The organism is Allosalinactinospora lopnorensis (assembly GCF_000981225.1).
GTDB lineage: Bacteria > Actinomycetota > Actinomycetes > Streptosporangiales > Streptosporangiaceae > Allosalinactinospora > Allosalinactinospora lopnorensis.
Map to the genome: position 1 here is coordinate 20,880 of NZ_LAJC01000038.1, position 25,180 is coordinate 46,059.

At 71.6% G+C, this 25,180-nt stretch carries 24 protein-coding genes and 2 pseudogenes; 14 read left to right on the plus strand and 12 right to left on the minus strand.

All coding sequences use genetic code 11. The features are described from left to right. Nucleotides 1-19: 19 nt before the first annotated feature. From VS93_RS14985 to VS93_RS15005, 5 genes and pseudogenes are all read right to left on the minus strand, one after another. Nucleotides 20-898 carry an NUDIX hydrolase gene (locus VS93_RS14985; protein WP_046470549.1) on the minus strand — a complete coding sequence of 293 codons (879 nt, stop codon included), beginning with the start codon at nt 896-898 and terminating at the stop codon, nt 20-22. Further along, nucleotides 895-1,743, minus strand: a complete 849-nt coding sequence (locus VS93_RS14990) for an HAD family hydrolase (RefSeq protein WP_082126904.1) — start codon at nt 1,741-1,743, stop codon at nt 895-897. The genes VS93_RS14985 and VS93_RS14990 overlap by 4 nt, the downstream gene beginning before the upstream one ends. Before the next feature lie 124 nt (nt 1,744-1,867). Next, entirely contained in the window at nt 1,868-2,815 is a 948-nt protein-coding gene (locus VS93_RS14995; RefSeq protein WP_046470550.1) for a VWA domain-containing protein, read from the minus strand. A gap of 46 nt (nt 2,816-2,861) precedes the next feature. Further along, nucleotides 2,862-3,839 (minus strand): DUF58 domain-containing protein, encoded by a 978-nt coding sequence (locus VS93_RS15000; protein ID WP_046470551.1) that lies wholly within the window; start codon nt 3,837-3,839, stop codon nt 2,862-2,864. A gap of 7 nt (nt 3,840-3,846) precedes the next feature. Next, nucleotides 3,847-4,922: pseudogene (locus tag VS93_RS15005) on the minus strand (AAA family ATPase). Between the two features lie 194 nt (nt 4,923-5,116). Here VS93_RS15005 and VS93_RS15010 point away from each other — a divergent pair. Further along, entirely contained in the window at nt 5,117-5,899 is a 783-nt protein-coding gene (locus tag VS93_RS15010) for a hypothetical protein (RefSeq protein WP_046470552.1), read from the plus strand. Between the two features lie 201 nt (nt 5,900-6,100). Next, a complete protein-coding gene (locus VS93_RS15015; RefSeq protein WP_046470553.1) occupies nt 6,101-6,406 on the plus strand; it encodes a 4a-hydroxytetrahydrobiopterin dehydratase in 306 nt (101 codons plus the stop codon). A gap of 15 nt (nt 6,407-6,421) precedes the next feature. Here the strand turns inward: VS93_RS15015 and VS93_RS15020 are convergent, their stop codons facing one another. Continuing rightward, the gene (locus VS93_RS15020; protein ID WP_046470554.1) at nt 6,422-8,044 is read right to left on the minus strand and encodes an AMP-binding protein; all 1,623 of its coding nucleotides are present in this window, start codon (nt 8,042-8,044) and stop codon (nt 6,422-6,424) included. A gap of 168 nt (nt 8,045-8,212) precedes the next feature. On the opposite strand from VS93_RS15020, the gene VS93_RS15025 reads away from it, so the two are divergent. After that, nucleotides 8,213-9,226 carry an acyltransferase domain-containing protein gene (locus tag VS93_RS15025; protein ID WP_046470555.1) on the plus strand — a complete coding sequence of 338 codons (1,014 nt, stop codon included), beginning with the start codon at nt 8,213-8,215 and terminating at the stop codon, nt 9,224-9,226. 16 nt (nt 9,227-9,242) lie between these two features. On the opposite strand, the gene VS93_RS15030 is transcribed toward VS93_RS15025, so the two are convergent. Both VS93_RS15030 and VS93_RS15035 read right to left on the minus strand, forming a co-directional pair. Beyond that, nucleotides 9,243-9,428, minus strand: coding sequence for a hypothetical protein (locus VS93_RS15030; protein WP_046470556.1), 186 nt, complete (start codon nt 9,426-9,428; stop codon nt 9,243-9,245). Nucleotides 9,429-9,493: 65 nt separating this feature from the next. Beyond that, complete coding sequence (locus tag VS93_RS15035) at nt 9,494-10,330, minus strand: arginase family protein (protein WP_046470557.1); 837 nt, start codon at nt 10,328-10,330, stop codon at nt 9,494-9,496. Between the two features lie 921 nt (nt 10,331-11,251). Between VS93_RS15035 and VS93_RS15040 the strand changes: the two genes are divergently transcribed. The 9 genes from VS93_RS15040 to VS93_RS31750 all read left to right on the plus strand — a co-directional run bounded on the left by VS93_RS15040 (nt 11,252) and on the right by VS93_RS31750 (nt 20,040). After that, nucleotides 11,252-12,673 (plus strand): heparan-alpha-glucosaminide N-acetyltransferase domain-containing protein, encoded by a 1,422-nt coding sequence (locus VS93_RS15040; RefSeq protein ID WP_046470558.1) that lies wholly within the window; start codon nt 11,252-11,254, stop codon nt 12,671-12,673. A 107-nt stretch (nt 12,674-12,780) separates the two neighbouring features. Beyond that, on the plus strand, nt 12,781-13,839 hold the full coding sequence (locus VS93_RS15045) for a tyrosine-type recombinase/integrase (protein ID WP_236700558.1): 1,059 nt from the start codon (nt 12,781-12,783) through the stop codon (nt 13,837-13,839). Nucleotides 13,840-13,909: 70 nt separating this feature from the next. Then, a complete protein-coding gene (locus VS93_RS32565) occupies nt 13,910-14,713 on the plus strand; it encodes an alcohol dehydrogenase catalytic domain-containing protein (RefSeq protein WP_338022748.1) in 804 nt (267 codons plus the stop codon). Continuing rightward, nucleotides 14,707-15,042, plus strand: a complete 336-nt coding sequence (locus VS93_RS33015) for a hypothetical protein (protein WP_236700559.1) — start codon at nt 14,707-14,709, stop codon at nt 15,040-15,042. The genes VS93_RS32565 and VS93_RS33015 overlap by 7 nt, the downstream gene beginning before the upstream one ends. 115 nt (nt 15,043-15,157) lie before the next feature. Further along, the gene (locus VS93_RS15055; protein ID WP_046470560.1) at nt 15,158-15,955 is read left to right on the plus strand and encodes an exodeoxyribonuclease III; all 798 of its coding nucleotides are present in this window, start codon (nt 15,158-15,160) and stop codon (nt 15,953-15,955) included. Between the two features lie 93 nt (nt 15,956-16,048). After that, the gene (locus tag VS93_RS15060) at nt 16,049-16,819 is read left to right on the plus strand and encodes an alpha/beta fold hydrolase (protein ID WP_046470561.1); all 771 of its coding nucleotides are present in this window, start codon (nt 16,049-16,051) and stop codon (nt 16,817-16,819) included. Between the two features lie 91 nt (nt 16,820-16,910). Then, nucleotides 16,911-17,576, plus strand: coding sequence for an HAD-IA family hydrolase (locus VS93_RS15065; RefSeq protein WP_236700560.1), 666 nt, complete (start codon nt 16,911-16,913; stop codon nt 17,574-17,576). Nucleotides 17,577-18,028: 452 nt separating this feature from the next. Next, entirely contained in the window at nt 18,029-19,162 is a 1,134-nt protein-coding gene (locus VS93_RS31745; protein WP_173434313.1) for a cation:proton antiporter domain-containing protein, read from the plus strand. Next, on the plus strand, nt 19,132-20,040 hold the full coding sequence (locus VS93_RS31750) for an NAD-binding protein (RefSeq protein WP_236700561.1): 909 nt from the start codon (nt 19,132-19,134) through the stop codon (nt 20,038-20,040). The genes VS93_RS31745 and VS93_RS31750 overlap by 31 nt, the downstream gene beginning before the upstream one ends. A gap of 49 nt (nt 20,041-20,089) precedes the next feature. Here the strand turns inward: VS93_RS31750 and VS93_RS15085 are convergent, their stop codons facing one another. Together VS93_RS15085 and VS93_RS15090 are read right to left on the minus strand one after the other, a co-directional pair. After that, nucleotides 20,090-20,791: a class I SAM-dependent methyltransferase gene (locus tag VS93_RS15085; RefSeq protein ID WP_046470563.1), complete on the minus strand. Its 702-nt coding sequence runs from the start codon at nt 20,789-20,791 to the stop codon at nt 20,090-20,092. A 90-nt stretch (nt 20,792-20,881) separates the two neighbouring features. Beyond that, nucleotides 20,882-21,859 (minus strand): EamA family transporter, encoded by a 978-nt coding sequence (locus VS93_RS15090; RefSeq protein ID WP_046470564.1) that lies wholly within the window; start codon nt 21,857-21,859, stop codon nt 20,882-20,884. Between the two features lie 140 nt (nt 21,860-21,999). On the opposite strand from VS93_RS15090, the gene VS93_RS15095 reads away from it, so the two are divergent. Continuing rightward, nucleotides 22,000-22,503: an NUDIX domain-containing protein gene (locus tag VS93_RS15095; RefSeq protein ID WP_046470576.1), complete on the plus strand. Its 504-nt coding sequence runs from the start codon at nt 22,000-22,002 to the stop codon at nt 22,501-22,503. Nucleotides 22,504-22,522: 19 nt separating this feature from the next. Here the strand turns inward: VS93_RS15095 and VS93_RS15100 are convergent, their stop codons facing one another. Further along, complete coding sequence (locus VS93_RS15100; RefSeq protein WP_082126905.1) at nt 22,523-22,942, minus strand: ankyrin repeat domain-containing protein; 420 nt, start codon at nt 22,940-22,942, stop codon at nt 22,523-22,525. A 219-nt stretch (nt 22,943-23,161) separates the two neighbouring features. Here VS93_RS15100 and VS93_RS15105 point away from each other — a divergent pair, with 219 nt between their 5' ends. Then, on the plus strand, nt 23,162-23,671 hold the full coding sequence (locus tag VS93_RS15105; RefSeq protein WP_046470565.1) for a hypothetical protein: 510 nt from the start codon (nt 23,162-23,164) through the stop codon (nt 23,669-23,671). Between the two features lie 37 nt (nt 23,672-23,708). On the opposite strand, the pseudogene VS93_RS15110 reads toward VS93_RS15105, so the two are convergent. Then, nucleotides 23,709-25,168: pseudogene (locus VS93_RS15110) on the minus strand (hypothetical protein). Nucleotides 25,169-25,180 lie beyond the last annotated feature (12 nt).

The following is a 25,180-nucleotide window of genomic DNA, read 5'->3' on the forward strand; positions in this document are numbered from 1 at the left end:
GTGGGCCGCGCGCCGGGGCTCAGTGCGGGCTGGCCGCGGTCAGCGCGGTCAGCCCGCGCCGGGCGGTGCTGGAGAGCCGCATGTGGGGCAGGTCGTCGGGGGTGAACCACGCGCTGTCGATGGTCGACCCGGCCGCCTCGGTCACGGTCGGGGTGCTCGGGTGGTCCACGTGGACGTGGAAGAACACCCAGATCGCGTAGATGTCGGTCGCTTCGCTCTCCGGCCCCGGCTGGCCGCCTTTGTGGTGGCGGGCGATGGCGATGAGGCGGCCGACCTCACCGCGCTGCCCGGTCTCTTCGAGGAGTTCGCGGCTCAGCGCCGCGTGGACCTCCTCGCCGTGGTCGACGCCGCCGCCGGGCAGGTGCCAGGATCCGGCGCCGGGAAAGCCGGGGGCGATCTTGGTGAGGAGGACCCGCCCGGTCGGGTCGGTGACGATGCCGTAGGCGGCGAATCGCCGCAGTGAGGGCTGGGCGCGGTCGGGCTCGGCGGGCACCAGTTCGGTGGCCGCGGGGTGGGGGGGAAGCGCCAGGGCCTGGCGCAGGGGCAGGGCGCGCGCGGTTTCGAAACCCGCCGCCTGCGGGGTCACGGGGTCCTGCGGTCCGGCCGTGTAGTAGATGCGGTCGATGTGCAGCCGGACGGGGTCGTGGGGGTCGGCCAGGCTGAGGATGTCGGTGCGCACGTGGTAGGGGCTGATGCGGGCCCCCGGGGGCAGGCCCGCCGAGGCGCGCGCGACGTCGGCGGGGTCCTCACCGAAGCGCACCCGCGCCCCGGGCAGTGTCCAGGGGGTGTCGCCGGTGCGCACCGCGGTGGCCTCCCCCTGGGCGGTGAGCCCGATGAGGTGGGCGCTCACCCGGCGTATGGGCCTTTCCGCGGGGTCGCCGGGGGCGGCGGCGCTCACTGCGGCTCCGGGTCGGCGGGGCCGCCGGCGGTGACGCCGTCTTGGGGGGCGGGGGGCTGGCCGCTCGGCGGCGCGGCGGCGCTGTCGGGGGAGCCGATGCTCCTGGCCTGTTCCATCGCCGGGCGGGGGCGGTCCTCGCCGTTTCCGCTCATCGGGAGCAGCTCGTCCAGGCCGGAGATGGTGGCGATGTCGTTCTGCCCGTGGTGCCGGGCGTGCCGGTCGAGCAGGACGGGGCGCAGGCCGGCGGCGACCGCGCCGAGGGCGTCAGCCCGCAGCTGGTCGCCGATGTGCCAGCACCGGCCGGGGTCGACGTCGAGGTGGCGGCAGGCCGTGTGGAAGATCTGCGGGTCGGGTTTGGCTACTCTCGCGGTGTCGGCGCACACGATGGTGTGGAAGTGGTGGGTGATGTCGAGCACGGCGAGTTTGTCGTGCTGGAAGGACTCGATTCCGTTGGTGATGACGCCCAGTCTGACTCCGGCGGCGGCGAGTTCGCCCAGCACCGGGGCGACGTCGGGGAAGGACCGCCAGGCTTCCCGGTGGGAGCGCAGGTACAGCTGGTAGAGCTCGTCGCAGTGCTCGTCGGGGAGGTCGGGGTGTCCGGCCTGGCTGGCCAGGGCCCGCACGCGTTCGCGGCGCTGCTCGGCCAGGGTGAGCCGCCCGTCGATGTAGGCGTTGAAGGAGATATCGGTCTGGACGTCCCAGAGACGCCGTGCGGCGGTGAACTCGGGGTGGCCGAGTCGGTCCATCAGGGTTCGCAGCCCGGCGGAGCTGGCCGCGTGGTCGTCCAGCAGCGTGTCGTCGAGGTCGAAGAAGATCGCTGCGGGTGTGGGGGAAGGGTCCGGCATCGTTTCGTTTCTCATCGCGTATGGCAACAGGGCAAACATTGACACGCTACCGTTTGATCTGGGACGACGCGGATCGCCGTGCCGGCGGGGGCAGGGGCCCCGCCGCGCCAGGGGCGCGGCGGGCTCAGGGGAGCCGCTGGAACCAGAGCAGGGAGGTGAGGGCGGTGGCACCGGCGAGCAGCAGCGCGACGAACACGAACCTGGTGACGACCTCCTCGTGGACCGTTTCGGTGCCCAGTGAGGAACCGATGTCTGAGTAGACGTCGGTGAGTTCGGCCTCGGACTCGGCCTCGTAGAAGTGCCCCCCGGTGGCCCCCGCGAGCCGCTCCAGGGCGTCCTTGTCGATGTCGGCCTCCACGTACTGGCCGTTGATCTCGATGAGCGAGGCACCCGATCCGAAGGCGATGGTGGACACGGGCACACCGGCGTCGGTGGCGGCGTCGGCGGCGGAGGTGACGGGGCGGCCGCTGGTGTTCTCCCCGTCGGAGAGCAGGACGATGGCCGAGGGCGGCGGGTCGTCGCCGGCTTCCTCGTCGAAGGAGTGGATGGCCTGCAGGGAGGTGAAGACCCCTTCGCCGATGGCGGTGCCGGGTGACATCTGCAGGCTGTCGATGGAGTCGGCCACCCCTTGGTGGTCCTGGGAGGGGGAGACGGCAACGCCGGCGGTCGCGGAGAACTGCACGAGCCCGACGTTGAACCGGTCGGGCAGCGAGTCGATGAACCCCCGGGCGGACTCCTTGGCCGCGGTGAGCCGGTCGGGGTCGACATCGGTCGCCGCCATGGAGGGGGAGACGTCGATCGCGACCATGATGGTGGCGCGCTCACGCGGTACTTCGACCGGCATGGCGGGCCGGGCCACCGCGAGGATCATCACCCCGATGGTGAGGCAGAACAGGGCGGCGCTGACATGGCGCCGCCAGCCGGGCCGCCTGGGCGCGACCTGGTCGAGCAGGGCGAGGTTGGTGAATCTGAGGGTGTAGTCCCTGCGGTGGTACTGCAGCACGACGTAGAGGGCGGCGAGCGCCGCAAGGGCCAGCAGCCACCACAGTCGGCCTGCGGCGAGGAAGGTCACCCGGTTGTCCTTTCGCTGGGGTCAAAGGGCGCGCCGCGGGCGCGGCTCAACGTGGCACCACCGGTGTGTGCCGGGCCAGCCGGTGGGCGGTGCGCCGCTGCTCCACCACGAACCGGGCCATGTCGACGATCCAATCGCGGTCGGTGCGCAGCACCAGGTGCGGGACCCCGCAACGGCGCAACCCGCCCCGCACCGCGGCGCGCTGGGCCTGGGCGGCCTCGCGGTAGCGCTGCTGGACTTTCTTGGTGAGCCGGACTTCGCGGGAACGCCCGGTTTCGGGATCCTGCATCGTGACCAAGCCTATGCCGGGAAGGTCGAGTTCGCGGGGGTCGACAACCTCCACCGCCAGCACCTGGTGGCGAAGGGACAGCTGCCGCAGCGCCGGCTCCCACGGGGCGGGTGCCTGGGCGTCCGCCCCGGGAGGCGTGTCCAGGAAATCGGAGATGATCACGCGCAGGCCGCGGCGCGGGCGGGTGCGCGCCAGGTCGGCGAGGCCCTCGCCGAGCGAGACCCCCGCACCGTTGCGGCCGTCGCCGCGCGGCGCCGATGCCACGGTGGACAGCAGCGCCAAAAGCGCCGCCTTGCCCGAACGGGCCGGCCACCGCCGGATCTGCCCCCGGTGCAGGAAGTGGGCGCCGAAGCGGTCGCCGACCCGCTGGGTGAGCACGTTGACCGCCGCGAGCGCGCCGAGGGCGACCTCGCGTTTCTCCTGGTGCCCGGTGCCGAAATCCATGCTGGCCGACATGTCCACCAGGCTCCAGCTCTCCAGTTCCCGGTCGGCGACCAGGTCACGCACGTGCGGGGTGGTGGTGCGCGCGGTCACGGCCCAGTCCATGAGCCGGACGTCGTCCTCGCCGGGCTGGTAGACGCGGGCCTCGGCGGACTCGCTGCCCGGCCCCAGCCACAGTCCCAGGTGCTCACCGTGCAGCATGCCTTCCAGGCGCCGGACCACGCGCAGGTCCAGGCGGCGCAGCGCGGCGTGCAGGCGCGGGTCGAATCCGGGGCGCGGCGCGGGGTGTGCCATGGCGGGCCTACCGTGCGGCCATGGCGGCCGAGCCGCCGGTGGGCGGATCGTCCCAGATGACCCGGGGCGGCGGTACCGCGGCCAGTACCGGTCGACGACCTGGGCGGTGGTGGTGCCGTCGGCGAGCGCGTCGAAGGTCAGCACCAGGCGGTGCGCCATGACATCGCGGGCCAGCACCCGGACGTCGTCGGGCAGCACGTAGTCGCGTCCACGGATCAGGGCGAGAGAGCGCGCGCAGGCGACGAGCCCGAGGGTGGCGCGCGGGCTGGCGCCGATCTCCAGGATCCGCCGCAGTTCGGGCAACCCGTAGTTCTCCGGTTCCCGGGTGGCCATGACCAGCCGCACCACGTAGTCGGCGATGAGCTGGTGGACGTGTACGCGTTCGGCGTCGCCCTGCAGTTCCAGCAGGGTGACCGGGTCGAGGATCTGGTGGGCCTCGGGCGGGGTCGCGCTCATCCGCCGCAGGATCTCCATCTCCTCGTGCGCGCGGGGGTGCGTCATCTCCACCTTCATCAGGAACCGGTCGCGCTGGGCCTCGGGCAGCGGGTAGACGCCCTCGGACTCCACCGGGTTCTGGGTGGCGATGACGACGAACGGGTCGGGCAGCGGGTAGGTGGTGCCGCCGATCGACACCTGCTTCTCGGCCATGACCTCCAGCAGCGACGACTGCACCTTGGCGGGGGCGCGGTTGATCTCGTCGGCCAGCACGAAGTTGGTGAAGACCGGCCCGAGTTCGACGTCGAACTGCTCGGTGGAGGGGTGGTAGATGCGGGTGCCCACGATGTCGGAGGGCACCAGATCCGGGGTGAACTGCAACCGGGTGAAGGAACCGCCGGTCACCTTAGCCAGGGTGGACACCGCCAGCGTCTTGGCGATGCCGGGCACCCCCTCGAGCAGGCAGTGGCCCTTGGCGATGAGCGCTATCAGGGTGCGCTCCACCATCTGGTCCTGGCCCACGATGACAGTGGAGACCTCCTGCAGGGCGGCCCGAAGCAGCCGGGTCGGCTCGCCGGCGGCCTCGGCGCCGTCGGGCCGGGCAGGCTGTTCGCCCTCGGGGCCGGGTGCAGGCGCGGATTCCGCCATCGCTACCAACCTTTCGACAAGAAGCAGTGGCGCCCCGCCTGACGCCGACGCCGGGTACGTTGATGAACACGCACCGGCGAGACTACCCGCTCGAAGTGATCGGGGTAGGCGGCGGCCGGGGCCGGGCGGCGCCGGTGCGGCCCATGACCGGCCAGTCGTTTCGTGACCGCTTCGCTGAGGAAAGGCTACGGCAGGTGTCTGAGCCGTTGCAGGACAGCGATCCGCGCCAGCTCGGCGCGTTCCGGCTGCGTGAGCGCACGAGTGTGGGCACCGAGGGCATCGTCTACCTGGCGCACGACTCCGCTGGGCGGGCGGTGAGCGTTGCGGTGCTCAGCGAGGGCGCGGCGGCCGATCCCGCCGCCAGGGACAGGTTCGTCGCCGCGGTGGCGCGGGGCGCCGGGGTGCAGAACCCGCCGCGGGTTCTGGCCTCCAACACCTCCAACCCGGCCGCCTCGTGGGTGGCGGTGCCCCACAGCGACGACGCCCCCGGCGCCGGGGCGTTCCTCGAACCGGTCGCGGTGGAACCAGCCGGGGGCACACGGCGCTCACCGGGCTACGTGCCGTACTGGGCGGGGGCGCGCGCGCCGGCATCGGGGCGGTGGTCGTGGCAGGGCGGCGGGGGCAGCGGGGCAGCCGCGGCCGACCCGAGGGCGACCCGGGCGGTGATCGCGGGACTGGTGGTGCTGCTACTGCTGCTCGTCGCGCTGCTGGTGGTGCTGTACATGTGGCTGGCGCAGATATACCAGCAGGCCACGGCGCCCCCCGCCCAGCCCGGGCCGTCACCGACCCAGGAGGAGAGCGGCCAGGAGGAGGAAGAGGAGGCCTCGCCCGAGGAGGCCGAGCCCGAGCAGGGGCAGGACGAGACCGCGCCCCCCTCACCCTCACCGGTGGAGTCCCCGACCGGGCACGTGCCCACCGTCCCGCTGGAGGAGGAAGACCGGGAGGACCTGCCCGAGGACCCCGAGGGCCTCCACTGAGCCCGCCCCGCGCGTCGTAGGGGACGCGCGTCCCCTACGACGCCTCCTTCCGGCCGTTGGCGTCGTCCTGGCGGGGCGGGGGCGTCCGCGGGTGAGAGAGCCTCCCGCCCTGGGAACGGTGGGACCAACGGCCCGGCGGACGGCGCGCCGCAGACCGGGCCGGGCCCCGGGCGCGACGAAACAGCAGTGAAGGAGCGAGCGATGAAGCTACTGGACGCCGAGCAGATCACCGAAGGGCTGAACCGGCTGGAAGGCTGGGAGTGGGACCACGACCGCAACGAGATCCGGCGCACCGTGCGCATGCCGGACTTCCTGAGCGGCATCCACCTGGTCACCGCGGTCGCCCACGCCGCGGAGCAGGCCGACCACCATCCCGATATCGACATCAGGTTCAACAAGATCACTTTCCGCCAGATCACCCATGCCGCCGGCGGCATAACCCAACGCGACCTGGAGATGGCCGCACGCATCAACGACCTGGTCGCCGACGCAGCCACGGCCAGCTGACCGGCGAAAAAGGGGTCACCCGTCCGCGGCGCGCAGCCGCGAACGCCGGATCTTACCCGACGGGCTCTTCGGTAGCTGCTCGACGAAGGTGACCCGGCGCGGGTAGGCATGCGAGGCGAACCGGGTGCGCACCGTTTCCCGGAGCTCCTCGGCGAGCTCCTCGGTGGCCACGACACCCTCGTGCAGCACCACGCTGGCGGCCACCACCTCGCCGCACAGGTCGTCGGGAACCCCGTAGACGGCGGTCTCGGCCACCTCGGGGTGCTGCAGCAGTGCCGTCTCGACGTCGAAGGGCCCGATCCGGAACCCCGACATCAGGATGGTCTCGTCGTCCCGGGAGGACAGGAACAGGTGGCCGTCCTTGTCGCAGGCCCCGGTGTCGCCGGTGAGGTACCAGCGGCCCTCGGGGGTGAAACGGGCGGCCGAGGAGTCGGGGCTGCCGCGGTACCCGGTGAACCACATGAGCGGGCTGTCCTTGATGTCCACGGCGACACGCCCCACCATCCCCGGCGGCGTCTCCTCGTCGGTGGAGGGCTCCAGCACGCTCACCGCCCAGCCGGGGAGCGGTCCGCCGGTGGAGCCGGGCTTGCGGGGGGTGTCGGCGCCGTCGATGTGCTGGTCTCCCGCGCAGATCCCCAGCTCCGTCTGCCCGTAATGGTCGAGGACCGCGACCCCGAACACGTCGCCGGCCCAGTCCACCACATCCGGACTGAGCTGCTCACCCGTGCTGGACAGCCGCCGCACGGCGATTTCGGGCGGCAGCGTCTTCAACGTGGCGCGCAAGGTGCGATAGACCGTCGGCGCGGCGGCGAAGTTGCTGACACCGAAGGTGGCGAGCACATCCAGGGTGAGCTCGGGGTCGAACCCCGCGCGCAGCTGCAGGGTGCGGTGCCCGGCCAGCAGCGGCGACACCAGCCCGTAGTAGAGGCCATAAGACCAGGAGGGGTCGGCGGTGTTCCAGTACACGTCGTCATCGGTGACGTTGAGACCGTAGTGGTGGTAGGTGTGGAACGCCACGAGCGCGCGCACCGGAACGGCGACCCCCTTGGGCGGCCCGACCGTGCCGGAGGTGTAGAGCAGGATGAACGGGGCGTCGCCGCCGGTGGCGGCCGGCTCGGTCACCGGTGAGGCGGCGGCGCAGAGCCCGGCCAGGGTGTGGTCGCCCTCGCGCTGGGGGCGTGCGGCGGTGGTGGCGACGTGCCAAGGGGCGTCGGCGGGGACGTCCTCGCCCGGGTCGAGTTTGCACCGCTGGTCCTCGTCGCACACGACGAGCCGGGCACCCGAATCGGTCAGGCGCAGCGCGATGGCCGAGGGCGCGAACGCGGTGAAGACGGGGACGTGCACGGCGCCGAGCCGCCAGATGGCCAGCGCGGTCACAGCGAGGTCGATGCCTTTGCCCATGAGGGTGGCCACATGGTCGCCGGCGGTGACGCCGAGTTCGGCCATGCCGGCGGCCAGCGCGGCGGAGCGCCGGGCGAGTTCGCCGTAGCTGAGGTCGTGCGCGCGCAGATCGGGGCTGATCTCGGTCACGGCGATGGCATCGGCGGGGTGGCGGTCGCACAGCAGGTAGCCCACCGAGGCGGTGGATGCGTCGTAGGTGGCGAGCCAGTCGCGCACCTGACGCGCCGCGTCTGACATCGGAATTCGTCCCCTTTGCGGTGGATCGTGGCGGCGTCCGGTCATTAAGACTATGCCCTGTGTGTGATTCCGCCTCACGGGTGGGCGGCGGGGCCCACGCTTTCGCGCGGGCGCGGCAGAGACGCGTGGCGGCGTTGCGCCACCGCGCCGGAGCGAGAGGATTGGGCCATGGATGTCGCCGCGGTGGTGGAGCGTTTCGAACTGGGCGCGGACATGCGCGACTGGCTGGCCGACACCGCGGCGCTGCCCGCGCGCCAGAGCGGGGCGGTGCTGCCGCCGCGTGAGCGGGCGAGTGAGGCGCTGGCCCCGTTCGCCCTGGCCGGCTCCGACGAGGCCGAACTGGTGGAGCTGTGGCCGGACGAGTCGTGGCCGGTGGAGCTGTGGTGGCTGGTGGAGTACATGTACGCGCGCCTGCTCAGCGACATGGAGCCGCCGGCAGTGCACTGGCGGCACTGGCCGCCGCTGCCGCACGTGCCAGACGCCCGGGCGCGCTGCGCCCCCGTGTTCGCTTTCGCCGCGGCGGTGCCCGCGCTGCGGGCGGCGCACCGGCGGCTGGGCGTACCGCGGGAGGTGAGCGCGGCGACACTGGCCGACGTCGGCCGGCACGTCGCACACACCCGCCAGATGTTCGGCCGCATCGGCCTGGAAACGGCCTCGTGGATCGCGCTGCACTTCCGGGCGGGCCTGTTCGAGCTGGGGCGGCTGCAGTACGAACCGGCGCGGCTGGGGCCGCGCGGCTCGGTCACATGGTACGGCCGGGCCCGGGCCTGCTCCATGGGGCCGGAGTTCGAGCACGGCGCCCCCGTGCTGCGGCTGCACATCCCCGCCGACGGCCCGCTGGACCCCGCCGGGATCGAGGAGTCCCTGGCCGGGGCCAGGTGCTTCTTCCGCGCCCGCACCGGGGTGGACCACCCGGTGGCGACATGCACGTCATGGCTGCTGGACCCGCAGCTGGCCCGGTACCTGCCGCAGCGGTCGAACATCATGGCGTTCCAGCGCCGCTTCACCCTGGTCGAGCAGGACGCCCCCGGCGACGCCGACGTGTTCCGGTTCGTGTTCCGGCTGGCGCAGGTGCGCCCCGAGCAGGCACCGCAGAACACCCGGCTGGAACGGGCGGTGGTGCGGCACATGCGCGCGGGCCGCGAGTGGCGTGTGCGCACAGGCTGGCTGCGGCTGCCGTGAGGATCACCGGCCGCGCTCAGCCGCCGTCTCTCGGCTCGGGGGAGGAGGACCAGCCCAGCGACGGGATGCGCCCCGAACCGTCGCAGTCGTCGCACGGGCGCGGAACCACCATCTCGCCCGCCACGTTCCTGCCCCCGTAGCCGACGACGTTCACCCGCAGGCCGCTGCCCTGGCATCCCTGACACACGATCGCGATGTCCATCCCGAGCAGGATAGGCCCTCGCGCGCCCGACACGCCCGCGGCGCCGACCGTGTCGGTGGCTGGGCCTACCCCTGGTCCCCGGTGAGTCCCAGAGCCGCCAGCAGTGCCCTGACCCGGTCGGTGTCGTGCTCGATCACCGGGACGTACTCGCACACGCCCACCCCCACCACGTCATGGTGGGCCGCGATCGCCGCCAGGGCCTGGGCCACCGTCGCCGCGCGCGGGCCCTGCGGCGAGGGGCAGGACACCGCGGGCAGGTCGACCGGGTCGCACACGTCCATGTCCAGGTGCACATAGGCGGGCGTGCCCTGGGGGCGAGGGGAGACCACACCGCTGGGGTCGGCGATGACCTGCACCGGATCCACCTGCTCCAGGCCCGCCGAACGCGCGAACTCCTCCTCGCCGGGGTCGAGGTCGCGCGTGCCCACCAGGGTCACGTGCGAGTGCGGCACCGCGGGCCCGCCGTTGCCGAGCAGCCGCGGATGCCCCTCGCCCAGCAGCAGCCGCAACCCCATGCCGTGCGCCTTGCCGCTGGGGGAGGAGTCGGGGGTGTTCAGGTCGGCGTGGGCGTCCACCCAGTACACCACCATTCCCTTATGGCGGGCCGCCAGGTGTTCGGCCGCGGCGACATCGGAGAGGCAGTCGCCTCCCAGCGTCAGCACCCGGACCGGGGCCTTGTGCGCCACCCGTTCGCGCAGCTGCCGCAGCGTGTCGGCCACCACCTGCAGGTTGCGGACCTTGTCGACCTTCTCGCGGGGGCCGTCGGTGACCGACACGTGCAGCCGGCTCCCGCCCGCGGAGGGCACTAACCGCGCCAGCGCGGAGGCCCCCTGGGCGACGCGCACGTCGTCGCCGCCCTGCCAGAGCGGTACTACCAGATCAACGTCCCGCTGCCACATCATGCCCAACACCTTAGGGCCGTGCCCGCCGCCACACACCGCTTATGCGACATGATCTCCCGACCAGGTGTGGCCACCCTTGGTCACAGCGTCGACACGCCGGGTGCGTCACCGCCTGTGCTGGTGGCCGGCCGCAGCGGCGCCCGGGACACGCCGGTGCGCCTCCCCGGTCGCGGTGGCCGGCGAGGTCGGGGCTTTCCTATCTGAAGCGAGGGAGGGGCCTCGCCGGCCGGTGAGACGCGGCGAAGCCCGAAGCCGCGGCGCGGCGTAGGTACTCACCACGCATCCGCGCGAACCCAGGGCGGGGCAGTCGGGAGCCTCGAAAGGGACCGATACGGTCTGACTTTACATAATGTGCATTATCGGCGTTTTGGGAAGGGGTGGCGGAAGGGGCGCCGGGGTGCGTGTCGCGGTACCGGATTTCCGTCCCGTGTCGCGCGGGTCCGGGATGCGGGACTCGCCGGGTGTCGCGGCGCGGTCGGCGGCTGAGGCCGGTGCCGTGCTGCTTGCGGTTCCGGGCTGTCGCAAAGAGACGGAGTCTCTTTGGTCGGCGGCGACGTGCTGTGGCGCCCTTCCTGGCCTTTGATGGATCACTCGCATAGCGTTGCCGGAGAAAGGGGTGATCGCCGCGTTGCGGGGTGCGGCGCCGGTGGTGCCGGGCCGGATCGGGAACTCCCCCTGAGGCGATCTCGTCGTGTTCATGTTCCATGCATAAAGTGTGTTATGCATCACTTGTTACTGAATATGACATCTCGCGCATTTTGTCCGTTTGCTTGGGTGTGCGGCGCGGTCGCACCACCCAGGGCCGGGATCGGGACGCCCCGTTTCCCGGATCCGTTGTCCCCGACCTGGAAAACAGGCCACAAGCGGTCAAAAGCCGCGATGAGCCCTACGGTCGTGCGGAAGTAAGGGGAGTATCGAAGGGTGTCGAACAGTACCAACCCCTCCCCTCGCGGCGGGGCCACCGACGAGCCGCCGCTGGACACGGCGGCTTCCCCCTCCTCCGGGCGTGTGAACGGGCGCGCCTCCGCCAACGCCTCCGCCAACGGCTCGGCCGCGGGATCCGCCGAGGGTGCCGCCTCCGGCCGGGAGCGCCGGGGCAGGCGGCACCGCTCCCCCGGCTGGTGGCGCCGGCGGTTCCGGGCCGCCTCCTCCGGCGACCGGCTTATCGGCATCGACGTCGCGCGCGGGCTCGCGGTGCTGGGCATGTTCGTCGTGCACGTCGGTATCGGCTGGAGCCTGGCCGACGGCGGCAACGCGCTCCTGCCCGTGGTCTCGGGGCGGGCGGCGGCGCTGTTCGCCCTGCTGGCCGGGGTGTCCATCGCGCTGATATCGGGCGGGGCCACCCCCAAGACCGGCGGCGATATGGGGGTCGCGCTGTGGCGGGTGGTGATCCGCGGCCTGCTCATGCTGCCGCTCGGCACTCTGCTGACCATGACGGGTGTGCCGGTCGCGGTGATCCTGGCCTACTATGCGGTGTTCTTCGTGCTGGCCGCGCCGCTGATGGACGAGCGGTGGAAGATCGTCGCCGGGACGGCCGCGGTGCTGGGGCTCGTGGGGCCCTTGGTGTCGTTCTACCTGCGCGGGCTGATCCAGGAGGGGCCGCTGGAAGGGCCGGTGGCGGCGATCAACTCCTACGACCCGCTGGTGGCCTGGTCCGGCGAGGGGATCGTCGACTTCCTGCTGACCGGTTCCTACCCGGCGATCACCTGGATGCCGTTCGTGCTGGCGGGGCTGGCCATCGGGCGGTTGGACCTGCGCTCGGTCAAGGTCCGCTGGGCGCTGGCGGGCGTGGGAACCGCGGTGGCCGCGCTGTCCTACACCGGCTCCTGGTTCGCGCTGAACGCCTTCGGCGGCCGGGAGCGGTTGGACTCCTCCTTCGACGCCGGGTACATGGCGGACCAGGGAGGGGCCGAGACCCTCGATGCCACGCTGCGGGAGGGTGTCGCGGGCACGGTGCCGCTCAACGACTGGGCGTGGCTGCTGACGGCCGCACCGCACAGCGGGAGCCCGTTCGAGGTCTACGGCGCGGGCGGTGTCGCGATCGCGGTCCTGGGGGTGGCCCTGCTGGTGTCGCACTACCTGCGGTGGGCGCTGTACCCGCTGGCGTCGGTGGGGGCGCTGGCGCTGACGACCTATGTGGGTCATGTCCTGCTGATCTGGGTGGGCGAGGAAGGGTGGCTGGCCGGTACGCCGCTGCGGTTCGTGACGGACAACATGGACTGGTCGGTGCTGCTGGGCGCCCTGCTCTTCGCCACGGCGTGGAGGCTTCTGGTGCGGCGCCGCGGTCCGCTGGAAGGCCCGCTGCACGGGGTGTCGATGTGGGCGGCCAAGAAGATCCCGTGACCGCTCCCCCGGTGCCCGGGTTGGCGGGGCGGGCGCGGGGATGCTGACGTTCGGATCGCGCGCCCCTGGTGCGATCGCGGCCCGTGGAATCGGGGAAGCTGTGGGGCATGAGCGTTACCGACGGTGTTGCGGAGGTTGGGGCGTCCCCGATGCGGGCGGTGGATGCCGTTGAGGAGTACCTGGTGGCGCGGCGGCCGGCGAAGCCCTCGCCGCACACGATCGCGGCCTACCGGCGGGACCTGCTGGGGGTGCTGGACCGGGCAGCCGATGTTGAGCGGTGCGAGCGGGCCGATCTGCGGCTGGCGGATCTGGGCGGCGGGGTGCTGCGGCGGGCGTTCGCGGAGTTCGCCGCGGATCGCGCGCCGTCCAGTGTGGTGCGGGCCTGGTCGACGTGGAACGGGTTTTTCGGGTTCTGGGTGGCCGAGGGGGTGGTCGAGGGCAATCCGATGCCGGCGGTGCGCCGTCCCAGGGTGAAGCCGCACGAGCCCAAGCCGCTGCTGGGTGAGGACACACCGGAGCGGTTGCTGGAGGCGTTGGCGGCGGGGTGCCGGCGGGCGCGGGATCCGTGGCCGGAGCGGGATATGGCGGTGCTGGCGCTGGCGCTGCTGACGGGGTTGCGCTCGGCGGAGATGCTGGCGTTGCGGGTGGAGTCGCTCGGTGGGCGCGCGGGCGAGCGCCGGGTGCGGGTGAGCGGTAAGGGCGGTGTGGCGCGGACGCTGCCGATCGAGCCGCCGCTGGAGGCGCTGCTGGAGGAGTACCTGGCGACGCGGCGCGCGCGTTTCGGGGCCCGGTTGCGGGGGTCGGATCCGCTGCTGGTGGACAACCGCGGTGAGGGGCTGCGCCGCGGGGGCCTGCAGTACCTGGTGCGCCAGTGCTACAAGCACGCGGGTGTGCACGACCGGGTGGCGCGGGGGACGCTGGTGCACGCGCTGCGGCACACGTTCGCCACGCGGTTGGCCGAGGACGGGGCGTCGGTGAGCGAGATCATGCGGTTGCTGGGCCACAGCTCGATCACGTCGTCGCAGTCCTACATCGATGTGACGGCGAGGGCGCAGCGCGAGGCGGCGCGGTCGAACCGGACGTATGGCGTGCTGCGTCGGCTGGCTGGTGGCGCGGGGGAATCTGAGGAGGTTGAGGGGAAGGCGTCCGGGTTGCCGCGGATTTGACGTGATGTGGCTCACGCTTTCGGGTAGGGGTGGGATGCCGGTTGCCGAGATCGAGACGAGGGGGCGTCTGATGAGGGCAGTGGTGTACCAGGGACCGTTCGAGGTCGCTGTCGAGGAGGTACCGGATCCGCGGATCGAGCACCCCAACGACGTGCTCGTACGGGTGACCTCCACCTGTATCTGCGGCTCTGACCTGCACATGTATGAGGGGCGGACCGCCGCGGAGCCGGGCATCGTGTTCGGTCACGAGAATCTCGGTGTCATCGAGGAGGTCGGTTCCGCGGTGACGACGCTGCGCGAGGGTCAGCGCGTGGTGATGCCGTTCAACGTGGCGTGCGGGTTCTGCCGCAACTGCGAGGCGGGGAAGACGGGGTTCTGCCTGACGGTGAACCCGGGCTTCGCCGGCGGGGCGTACGGCTACGTGGCCATGGGGCCCTACACGGGCGGACAGGCGCAGCGGCTGCGGGTGCCCTACGCCGACTTCAACTGCCTGGTGCTTCCGGAGGGGACGGAACACGAGACCGACTACGCGATGCTGGCCGACATCTTCCCCACCGGGTACCACGGCTGCGAGCTGGCGGGGGTATCCCCCGGTGACACGGTCGCGGTCTACGGGTGCGGGCCTGTGGGGCTGATGGCGGCGTACTCGGCGTTCCTGCGCGGGGCCTCGCGGGTGTACTCGGTGGACCGGGTGCCGGAGCGGCTGCGGCTGGCCGAGCAGATCGGGGCGACTCCGGTCGACTTCACCCAGGGCGATCCCGCCCAGCAGATCTTGGACCTCAACGGCGAGGGGACGGATGCCGGTATCGACGCGTGGGGTACCAGGCCCACGGGGTGGAGGACCCGGAGCGCGAGGAGCCGGCCGCGGTGCTGAACTCCCTGATCCAGACGGTGCGGCCGACCGGCGCCATGGGGGTGCCGGGGCTGTACGTGCCCGCGGATCCGGGCGGGCCCGATGAGAACGCGAAGCGGGGGCGGCTGCTGTTCGACATCGGGAAGATGTTCGAGAAGGGTCTGCGGATGGGCACCGGCCAGTGCCATGTCAAGCGGTACAACCGGCAGCTGCGCGACATGATCACGGCCGGGCGGGCGACGCCGTCGTTCGTGGTGACCAACGAGGTGTCGCTGGACCAGGCGCCGATGGCCTACGAGAAGTTCGACAAGCACGAGGAGGGCTACACCAAGGTGGTGTTGCACCCCTAGTTCGGGCTGTTCGCCAGGGGCCGGTGCCGGTGGGCACCGGTCCTTTCGCTGTGGTGGCGGCTTTGAGCCGGGACTGCGGCGCCGGCGGTGGTTGGTTACGCTTGCGCGCGTGCAGATGACGATTTCTACGGTGAACGTGAACGGGCTGCGCGCGGCGGCGCGCAAGGGGTTCGTGGAGTGGCTGGCCGCCACGGATGCCGATGTGGTGTGTCTGCAGGAGACGCGGGCGGAGCGTTCGCAGCTGAGTGAGGCGGTGATCGCGCCACGGGGGTGGCATGTGGCGCTGGCGCCGGCGGCGGCGAAGGGGCGTGCCGGTGTCGCGCTGTTCTCGCGGGAGGAGCCGGGGGCGGTGCGGGTCGGGTTCGGCGCGGCCGAGTTCGAGGACGCGGGCCGCTATATCGAGGCCGATCTGGGCGGTGTGGCGGTGGCCAGCCTGTATCTGCCCTCGGGTGAGGTGGGCACGCGGCGCCAGGAGGAGAAGGAGCGTTTCATGGAGGCGTTCCTGCCCTACCTGGTGCGGCGCCGTGCCGAGGTGGAGGCGCAGGGGCGCGAGCTGGTGGTGTGCGGCGACTGGAACATCGCCCACCGCGAGATCGACCTGAAGAACTGGCGGAGCAACCGCAAGACGTCGGGGTTCCTGCCGGAGGAGCGGGCGTGGCTGTCGCGGGTGTTGGAGGAGGCGGGATACGTGGACGTGGTGCGTTCGCTGTATCCGGAGCAGGAGGGGCCGTATTCGTGGTGGACCTACCGGGGCAAGGCCTTCGACAATGACGCCGGCTGGCGCATCGATTACCAGGTGGCCACGCCGGGGCTGGCGGCGCGGGCCAAGGTGGCGCGGGTGGAGCGGGCCGAATCCTACGATCGGCGCTGGTCCGACCACGCCCCGGTGACGGTGTGTTACGCGCCGGCGTGAGGTGAGAGGCAGCGCGGCGGGGCGGAGTCTGGACAATTGTGGGGTGGCCCGCAGGCTCGTGGGCCGTGAGGCGTCGTCTCGGTGAGGGCGGATATGAGCGTTCCGATCGTGTTGGTCCACGGGCTGCGGGTCTCAGGGAGCATGTGGCGTGCGCAGGTGGAGGCGTTGGGCGCGCAGGGGCGGCGTGTGGTGGCGCCGGACCTGCCCGGCCATGGGGGGCGCCGGGGCGAGGAGTTCACGCTGGGGGCCGCGGTGGATGCGGTGGCCGGGGTGATCGACGAGGTCGGCGGGCGTGCGCTGCTGGTGGGGTTGAGCCTGGGCGGGTTCGTATCGATCGCGACGGCGGCGGCGCTGCCGGAGCGCGTGTCGGGGCTGGTGGCGGCTAGTTGCACGGTGCGGCCGGTGCAGGCGTTGACGCATGTGTACCGGATCCCGGCGGTGCTGATGGATCGGTTGCCCGATAAGGGCAAGGCGGTGAACCAGCGTTTCCACCGGTTGACGCTGCCGGGTGAGGCCGCGGAGGCGGTGCTGGGCGGCGGGTTGGCGATGGAGGCGGCCCGCGCGGTGATCGACGAGATCGCCGAGATGGAGGTGTTGGGGGCGCTGGGAGCGTATTCGGGGCCGGTGTGGCTGATCAATGGGGCGCGGGATCATTTCCGGATCCACGAGAAGCGGTTCTTGGACGCCTGTGCTGATGGGCGCTTGCTGAACGTGCCGCGGGCCGGGCACATGGTGAGTCTGGACCAGCCGGAGAACTTCACCAAGATCGTCGCCGATGCCGCCGATGTGGTGGCGGTGCGGGAGGTGGGGCTGTCGGCGCCGCCGCGACCGCAGACCGTGCGGGAGCCGCGTTCTGCGTCCTGAGTCTTTTTGAGGGCGGGTGCGGTCCCGGGCGTGGGTGGTGTCGCGCGGCCGGTGGCGGGGAGGGGCCGGGGCGGTTTCTAGACTTGCTCGGGTGACTCTCCAAGCCGAACCCCTGCTGGCCGATGCCCTCCTGTTCGACATGGACGGCACTCTCATCGATTCCACTGCCGCCGTTGAGGAGGCCTGGTCGCAGTGGGGTGCCGAGTACGGGATTCCGCCGGGGCGGTTGGCCGGTGTGCTGGGGCATGGCATTCCGGCGCGTCAGATCGCCGAGCGGTTGTTCCCGGCTGCGGAGGTTCCCGCGGCGGTGGCGCGGATCGAGCGGATGGAGATCGACCGTGTTTCGGGGTTGGTGGTGCTGCCGGGGGTGCGTGAGCTTCTGGCCGCGTTGCCGGATGGGGGCGCGTGGGCGATCGTGACCTCGTGCACCCGCCCGTTGGCCGAGGCGCGGTTGAATGCGGTCGGGCTTGAGGCCCCGGTGCTGGTGACCGCCGATGATGTGGCGCGGGGAAAGCCTGATCCGGCGCCGTTCGAGCTCGGGGCGAAGCTGGTGGGGGCGGCGGCCGCGCGGTGTGTGGTCTTCGAGGACGCGCCGGCGGGGTTGGCGGCGGGCCGGGCGGCGGGTGCGGCCACGGTCGGGGTGAGCACTACCCATTCGGCGCTGGAGCTGGACGCCGATGTGGTGGTGGCCGACCTGTCCGCGGTGTCGGTCGGGGGCGATGGGGACGGCGGTCTGCGGGTGCACATCAGCGGGTGAGTGCGGGCGGCGTGTGCCGGTCGGGTTCTCGCTGTGGTTGCGGTGGGGTGCTCTTCGGCGGGCCCGTTCGCCGCCGTGTCCTGGACCGTGGTGCTTTCCATCTGGAAGGCGCTGCTCAACGGGATCGGTTCGCGGGGGGCGCTCGCGGGAGGGAGGAGGATCAGGGCCATGGTGCACCCGGTGGCCACAGTGGTGAGGTGTGCGGCGAGGTGACGCACAACGCACTCCAATCACTTTCTGTCATGGTTTCAGTACTTATTGTATGCGGCGCAGGTGTGGTGCGCCCCTTGCGCCAGGCGAAAGCGTCACCGTGGTTTGCGAGGGGCGGAGCGGTGCGGCTCCCCCGCTCAGGGCCGTTAGGCTGGCCTGCGGCTCGGTGTGCTTTTGTGGCCCTCGGGGCGATCACGCCGACCGGAGCTATCCGGGCCGCACCAACACAAGTGGGGTTGCCGATGATCCTGGCGGCGGGAGAAACGCCCGAGTTCCTCGGACCAGTTGTCGCGCTCGTCTGTGTGGCCGGACTGATCGGTGCGTTGTTCGTGCGGTTGCGCGTGGTGCCGATCGTCGGGTTCCTGCTGGCCGGAGTGGTGATCGGCCCGCACCAGCTCGGCTTGGTGGCCGAAGAGTCCTATGTGGAGACAGCGGCGGAGATCGGCGTGATGCTGCTGCTGTTCACCATCGGTATCGAGTTCTCGCTGGAGCGCCTGGCCCAGATCAAACGCTTCGTGCTGGTGGGCGGAGGTGTGCAGGTCAGCCTGACCACCGCCGCTGTCACCGGCCTGCTCCTGGCCTTCGGCCAGGATTGGCGTATCGGTGTGTTCACCGGGTTCCTGGCGGCGCTGTCCTCCACCGCGATCGTGCTCAAGGTGGTCGCCGCCAAGGGGGCCACCGCCCAGCCTGTCGGGCAGACGACGGTGGGCGCGCTCATCTTCCAGGACCTGGCGATCATCGTGATGGTGATGCTGATCCCGCTGCTGGCCGGTTCCGAAGGCGACGCGGGCCCTTTGAGCATCGTCCGGGCACTGGGGACCGCGGCGCTGGTGCTGACCGGGGTCATCGTTGTCGCGCGCAAGCTGATGCCGCCCCTGCTGGAGCGGGTCGCGCGGCTGTGCTCGCCGGAGATCTTCCTGCTGACCATCATCGCCATCGCCCTCGGGGTCGCCTACCTCACCTCCTTGGCCGGGATCAGCGAGGCCCTGGGGGCTTTCCTGGCCGGGATGGTACTGAGCGAGTCCCGGCACAGCGCGCACGCGCTCAGCGAGATCATGCCGCTGCAGATGCTCTTCAGCGCGGTCTTCTTCGTCTCCATCGGGATGCTGCTGGACGTGCGCCTGCTGCTGGATCTGTGGTGGCTGGTGCTGTTGCTGGCGGCGGCCGTCGTCGCGGTGAAGCTGGTGACCGGCTACGTGGCGATGGCGGTGCTCCGGGTCGGTATGCCAACAGCGGTGGCCAGCAGTTTCCTGCTGGCGCAGATCGGGGAGTTCTCGTTCGTCCTGCAGCAGGCCGGCGCGCAGTCCGGGATCAGCCCGGCGGGTATGGAGCTCAGGGCGACCAGTTGCTCATCGCCATCACCGTCATCCTCATGACCGCCACGCCGGCCCTCGCCGCCGCGGGGGAACGCCTGGCCAAGTACATCAGCACGCGCGAGACCGCAGTGGCGCCCCCGGCCGGGGGCGGCGCGGCCGTCGTGCCGCCCGGGGACACCCGAGACCGGGTCCTGCTCTCCGGTTGGGGGCCGGTGGCCCGGAATCTGGGCGCCTACCTGCGGGCCAACGGCATCCCGGTCACCGTCACCACGCTGCACCCGGACCTGGCAGCCGAGGCCGAAGCCGAGGGCCACACCGTGGTCCGCGGCGAGGCGATCAAGGCGAGCGTGCTGCACGAGGTCGGCATGGCGTCGGTGCGGCTCATCGTGATCGGTGAGAACAGCGGTGAGGAGACCACCCACATCGCCGAGGTGCTGCACAACGTGGCGCCGGGGGTGCCGATCGTGGCGCGGCCGCGCGAGTCCACCGATGTCGCCGGGCTGCACCATGCCGAAGTGGCGCGCATCGTCGACACCCAGCGGGCGGTCACCGAGCCGCTGTCCTGGGCCGTCCTGGACCTGCTGGGAATCGACCACGTCACCGTTGGCAAACCCGACCCCACCGTGGCCGTGGCCTTCGCCCCGGCCCCCGAGTCCCACTGCCCGCACACCGGGGCCGTCCGGCCGGTGCTGCCGAAGAACGCCGGGTGCACCGGCTGTCTGAAACAGGGCAAGCACGAGTGGGTGCACCTGCGGATCTGCCTGAGCTGCGGGTATGTGGGCTGCTGCGACTCCTCCCCCGAGCGCCACGCCGGCGCGCACAGCGCCGAGACCGACCACCCCATCGCGGGCTCGGCCGAACCGGGCGAGACCTGGGCCTGGTGTTTCCTCGACGGGATACGGATCGGGCCCGCCGCTGAGCGCTCCCGGACGTTGTGAGCCCCATCGGCGCACCAAACGTCGCGGCGCCGGGACGGCTACGGGGGCGTCACCGGGGCATCGGGAAGAAGATCATCGGGTTGCGCCGGCCGGAGCGGACCGGATCGGCCAGCTCGAGGCGCTCCTTGGCCAGCAGGAGTTCCCGGTGGACCGTCGGATCCTTGGCCGCTGAGGCGGTGAAGTAGCCGGCGCCGCGGCGCGCCAGCCATCCCAGGACGGCCGCGCCCTCGGTGAACGGCAGCGCGCGCCTGCCGTGGAACACATCGTGCACGCTCACCGGCGTCCCCTCCGCGACCTTCGGGAAGAGGTGGGTGAGGTACCAGCGCGCGAACCACCCGTTGTGCGCGGCGTCGAGGAAGAGGTGGTCGACTCCTTCCGGTAGGGCGTCCAGGTTGTGCCGGATGTCGCCCTTGGTGAAGGTCCAGCGCTCTTCGGCCAGCTCGTCGGGAACGTTGGCGACCACGTTGTCCTTGATGTCGAAGGAGTACAGGCTGCCGGTTCCGTTGTCGCGCAGGGCCGAGAGGAGCCAGGTGGTCGACCAGCCGTGGAAGGTGCCGATCTCCACCACGGTCGCGGGGCGGTATTCGCGCAGCAGCAGATAGGTGATCTCGGCTTCGAGGTCGTCCAGCTGCGGGGTCATCGTCGCCTGGTTGGCGCGGCAGAACTCGCGCTGGTCGTCGCGCACCCGTGCCAACGGGTCGCGGTACTTCTGGTACAGCTCGATCACGGATTCGGCGTCGAACCCCCGCAACGGTTACCCCCTTGCGCCCGTACCGGGCACCGACCAATCGGTGTTACCGGGACGCTATCAGGCGGCGCCTCCGAGCGGCTCTGTTCCCGGTCAGTCCGCGCCGCCGGTGTGGCTGAGGGGGCGACCGTCGGGCGTGCGCCCGTGGTCGACCGGTGCGGGGGCGGTCGACGGGACCGCGGTCTGGGCGGTGAACGCACCGGCGATGACGATGGCGGCGCCCAGCGTCTGCGCCGTACTCAGCGCCTCCCCCAGCATCAGCCAGGCCAGCACGATCGCGGTGACCACCTCCAGGTAGGCCACGGCGCCCGCGACCACCGGGGACAACCGCCGGACCGCGGCGACACCGGTCACATAGGCCAACGCAGTGGAGACCACCGCCAGCCACCCCACTGACACCAGCGCGGAGGTGGAGGCACCCGAGATCGTGACCTCCCCGGCCAGCAGCTGCCACGGCATCTCCCACGGCCGGGCGATGACGGTGATCAGGGCGGTGGCCACCAGCGCACCGTAGGAGATGATGGCGATCGGCTCCACGTCGTCGCCGGCGGTGTCGGAGAGCAGGAAGTAGGCGGCCTGGCAGGTCGCCGCGGTCAGCGCCAGGGCGAGCCCGAGAAGATCCAGGCTGATCCCGGCCCAGACCTCGACCAGGCAGGCCAGTCCGGTGACCGCGAGGATGACGCCGAGGGCGGCGGCACGTGAGACAGGGCGGCGCCGCACCAGCCGGATCCAGCCCAGTACCAGCACCGGTCCCAGGAACTCCACCAGCAGTGCCACCCCGACCGGGATGCGCGATATGGCCGCGAAGTAGAACGCCTGCACGCCGGCCATCGGGAACACGCCGTAGGCCAGCAGCAGCCAGGGGTGCGTGCGCAGCACGTTTCGGTGTCGGATGGCCAGTGGAAGCAGGAGCACCGCCGCGCCGGCCCCCCGCAGCCAGGTGACGTGCAGAGGGTCCATCCCGGCGTCGATGAGGGGGCGGGCGAAGGGGCCGGAGCCGCCGAAGGCGAGCGCGGAGGCGACGGCGTAGCCCAACCCCGAGGCGCGGTGCCGGACGGGGGTCTCAGCCATGGCGCGGTGTGCACCGGGCCGATGATAGGGCGAAAGACATGGCTGGAGCATAACGGGGGGCGGTGACATTCCTCCCGGCGCCGCCGCGCATGGCGGGGTGCGCGGCCTCGGCGCGGCTACCGGTGCGTAGGGTCGGTTTCATGCCCGACACCGAGCTCGAGTTCTTTGAGAGCCTGCCGCGAAGCCGGGGCGCGGCCAGCGCGCTGCTTTGTGACGGCGATGGCCGGTTGCTGCTGGTGAAACCCACCTACAAGCCGGGGTGGAACCTGCCGGGCGGGGTGATCGACGAAGGTGAGTCTCCTCTGCAGGCGTGCCGGCGCGAATGCGTTGAGGAGCTCGGGTTCGTGCCCCGCCTGTCCGGGCTGGTGTGCGTGGACTGGCAGCCGCCGCATCTGAGCCCGGACCGGCGGCCCGCGACGGTCTTCGTCTTCTCCGGCCGCCTCTCCCCCGGCGGCTTCGAGGCGATCCGGCTGCCCGCTGAGGAGCTCAGCGAGGCCGTGCTGGCCGATCCGGCCGGCCTTGGCGACTACCTGCGCGAGTCCGTGGTGCGCCGGATCGGCCACGCCGTGCGGGCCGCTCGCCGCGGGCACACCCTGTACCTGGAGCACGGCCATCCGCTCGCCTGGGACGCTGAGGCGCCCTAGCTGTTCTGTCCGGTGCGGTTCAGGCCTCCCCTTGCCCGAACCGGCGCGGGTAGTGCTCCTTGTCGAACATCCGGGCCGCCTGCAGCGCCGATGGTGTTCCGGCCGTGGGGTCGGCGCCGTGCTCGACCAGTACCGCCACCACGTCGTCCTCGCCCTTGAACACGGCGCCGGCCAACGGGGACTGGCCGCGGTCGTTGAGCCGGTCGACATCGGCGCCGTGCTCGCACAGCCGCGCCACCGTCTCGGCGTGGCCGTGGTAGGCGGCCAGCATGAGCAGCGTGTCGCCTTTGTCGTTGGTGAGGTTCACCGGAACGCCCGCGTCGAGGTAGGCGCTCAGCGACGCGGTGTCGCCGTGCCGGGCGAAGTCGAAGATCCTGCCGGCCAGCTCGATGACGTCGGGGGGCGGGCCCTGCTCGGGGCCGTGGTCTGCCTCGCTCACGTTGGAGATCCTAGACGCCGTCGGGAGGCCGGGCCCCTCAGGTATCAATGTGATGAGGGATGAATCATCCTTCTTGTGTGAAAGACGCGGTTCAGGCGGGACGCGCTGTTTCCGAGGCCCGGGTGGCTACCGTTCTGCTGACCGTCAAGCGTGATCCGGATGTCCATCTGATCCGTTTTATCGCTATGGTGCATGCTCAACTCTGAGAGGAGCACTACCGTGCGACATGTTGTCGGATTCCTGGCTGGTCTGATCCTTGCCCCTGTGATCCTGCTTGGAAGCGGATGGGCGTTCGCCCGCCTCACTGGGCTCAACAGGGACGGTGCCGCGTTCCTCAGCACGTCGGGCCTCGTCACCCTCGCAGGCATGTGCGGACTCGCGCTGCTTCTGGCGCTGCTCATGGTCCCGCCCCGGCTTACCCCGCTCCTGCCGGGGGTCGCCGGCCTGTCCCTGGCCGGTTTCACCGCCATCCATGTGCTGCGCCCGGAGATCCTTGAGCGGCTGCCCAGCCTGCCCGGCCTGGGCGGCGCCATTACGCTGACCGGTTTGGGCCTTTACCTCCCTCTCGGGCTCGCTCTCATTGTTCCGATGTTCGCGGCCGCACGCTGGTCCCGGCGCGAGATGGTCGAGGAGAACCTCGCTTCGGGCGAGTACCTCGACGGGATCTATGAGGACGGAGAAGAGGCCCAGCTGCCCCGGCGCGGCGGGCGCCGGCGCAAGAGCGGATGAGGCGCGCCGCGCCTCCCGGGGACGGCTCCGCCTGCGGTCATAGCCAGGTCGGGCCCCAACCGGAGTTGTCGGAGACGCCTGGGGGCAGGGGTGGCAGGCGGCTCGCCCCCGGCGCGGTGCCGCCGTCGGAGTCTTCGTCCTTCTCAGGGGCGGTCTCGCTGTCTTCGGCCGGTGCCGGGGCGTCCTCCTCGCCGGTGACCGCGGGAAAGGCCACGGTGGGCGCTCCTGGGGGCTCGGGCTTCGGTGCGCTCCCGACAGACTCCTCCTCCGGGGCCGTTGCGGGCTCCTCGGCGCTGTCGGGGTGTGCTTCCGCGGCGGGGGTGAACATCTGCCCGGGGGAGGCGGTTCCGGTATCGAGGACGTCTGTTCCCGCCGGTTCCTGCTCGGTGGCCTGCGGGTACACCTCGGGGGCGTGTGTGGGCTCGGCGGAGGGGAAGGCCGCCGACGCCTCTGGTGCGCCAAGGGAGACGTGCTGCCACCACCGGGCGGTTTCCTCGGGGGTGAGTTCCTCCTCGACCTCCAGCCAGCCGCGCACGTGCGGGTGGTGCCGTCCGGCGCTCCAGGTGCGCGGGTAGGGCAGCTCGTCCAGTACCAGCAGATGTTCGCCGTCGGCCGTGGGGATGTCGGCCGGGACTCCCTCGTTCCACACCCAGGAGCCGTCGGCGGCCACCAGGTTCCACCAGCCGTACACCGTCGACGCCTCGGGGTCGGGGGCGGTGTCGCGGAAGGCGGCCGTCCACCGCTCGTCGGGGCGGTGGCCGGCAAGCCCCCGTCCCTCCTCCCCGACCAGCGCGTCGGCCAGCAGGGTGTGCAGCTGGAAGTTGTCGCCGACCCCGTCGAACAGCACCCGGAAGCCGCGCCCTGAAGCGCGGTCGAGGACGACGGCGGAGCCGGCCTCGGCCATCCGCAGCAGCGCGCGGACGTCCTCGAACTCCCAGAGGGCGGTGGCGAGCTGGTTGGCGATCGCGACGAGTTCGGCGTGCAGTTCGGGGTCGGCGCGTACCGCGGAACGCGCGCCTGACTCGCTGAGCATGGTCTTCGCGGCCAGCCCGTGGCGGCGAATGGTCCACCAGCACACGGTGGCCTGCGGCGCGGTGTCGCCGAGTTCGGAGGCGACGCGGTGCTCCGTGGCGGCGGTGACCTCTTCTGGGTCGGGCGGTGCGCCGCCGCCGCTGCGCTCCCATGCGCCCAGGAACACAGCGGCGCCCTGGCCCATGGTGCGCAGCCGGCGCAGGACGGCTATGCCCGCATCGCCGGGGGGTGTGCCCATTTCGACCATGGCGCCGGCGACGACGGTCAGGTCAGCGGTGACGCCGGGGGCGGCGTGGGTGCCGCTCAGCAGGGGAACGAGAGCCTCCAGGGCCATCTCCCGCTCCTCGGAGGAACATGGGAGGCCAGGGTGTAGACCTTGTGGACGGCGGGTGGGAACCGCCGGGTGTCGGTCGCGACAGAGGCGTCGATCAGCTCCTGGAACGCGGCGCGAAACTCATCGATCACCTGGGCATTTTC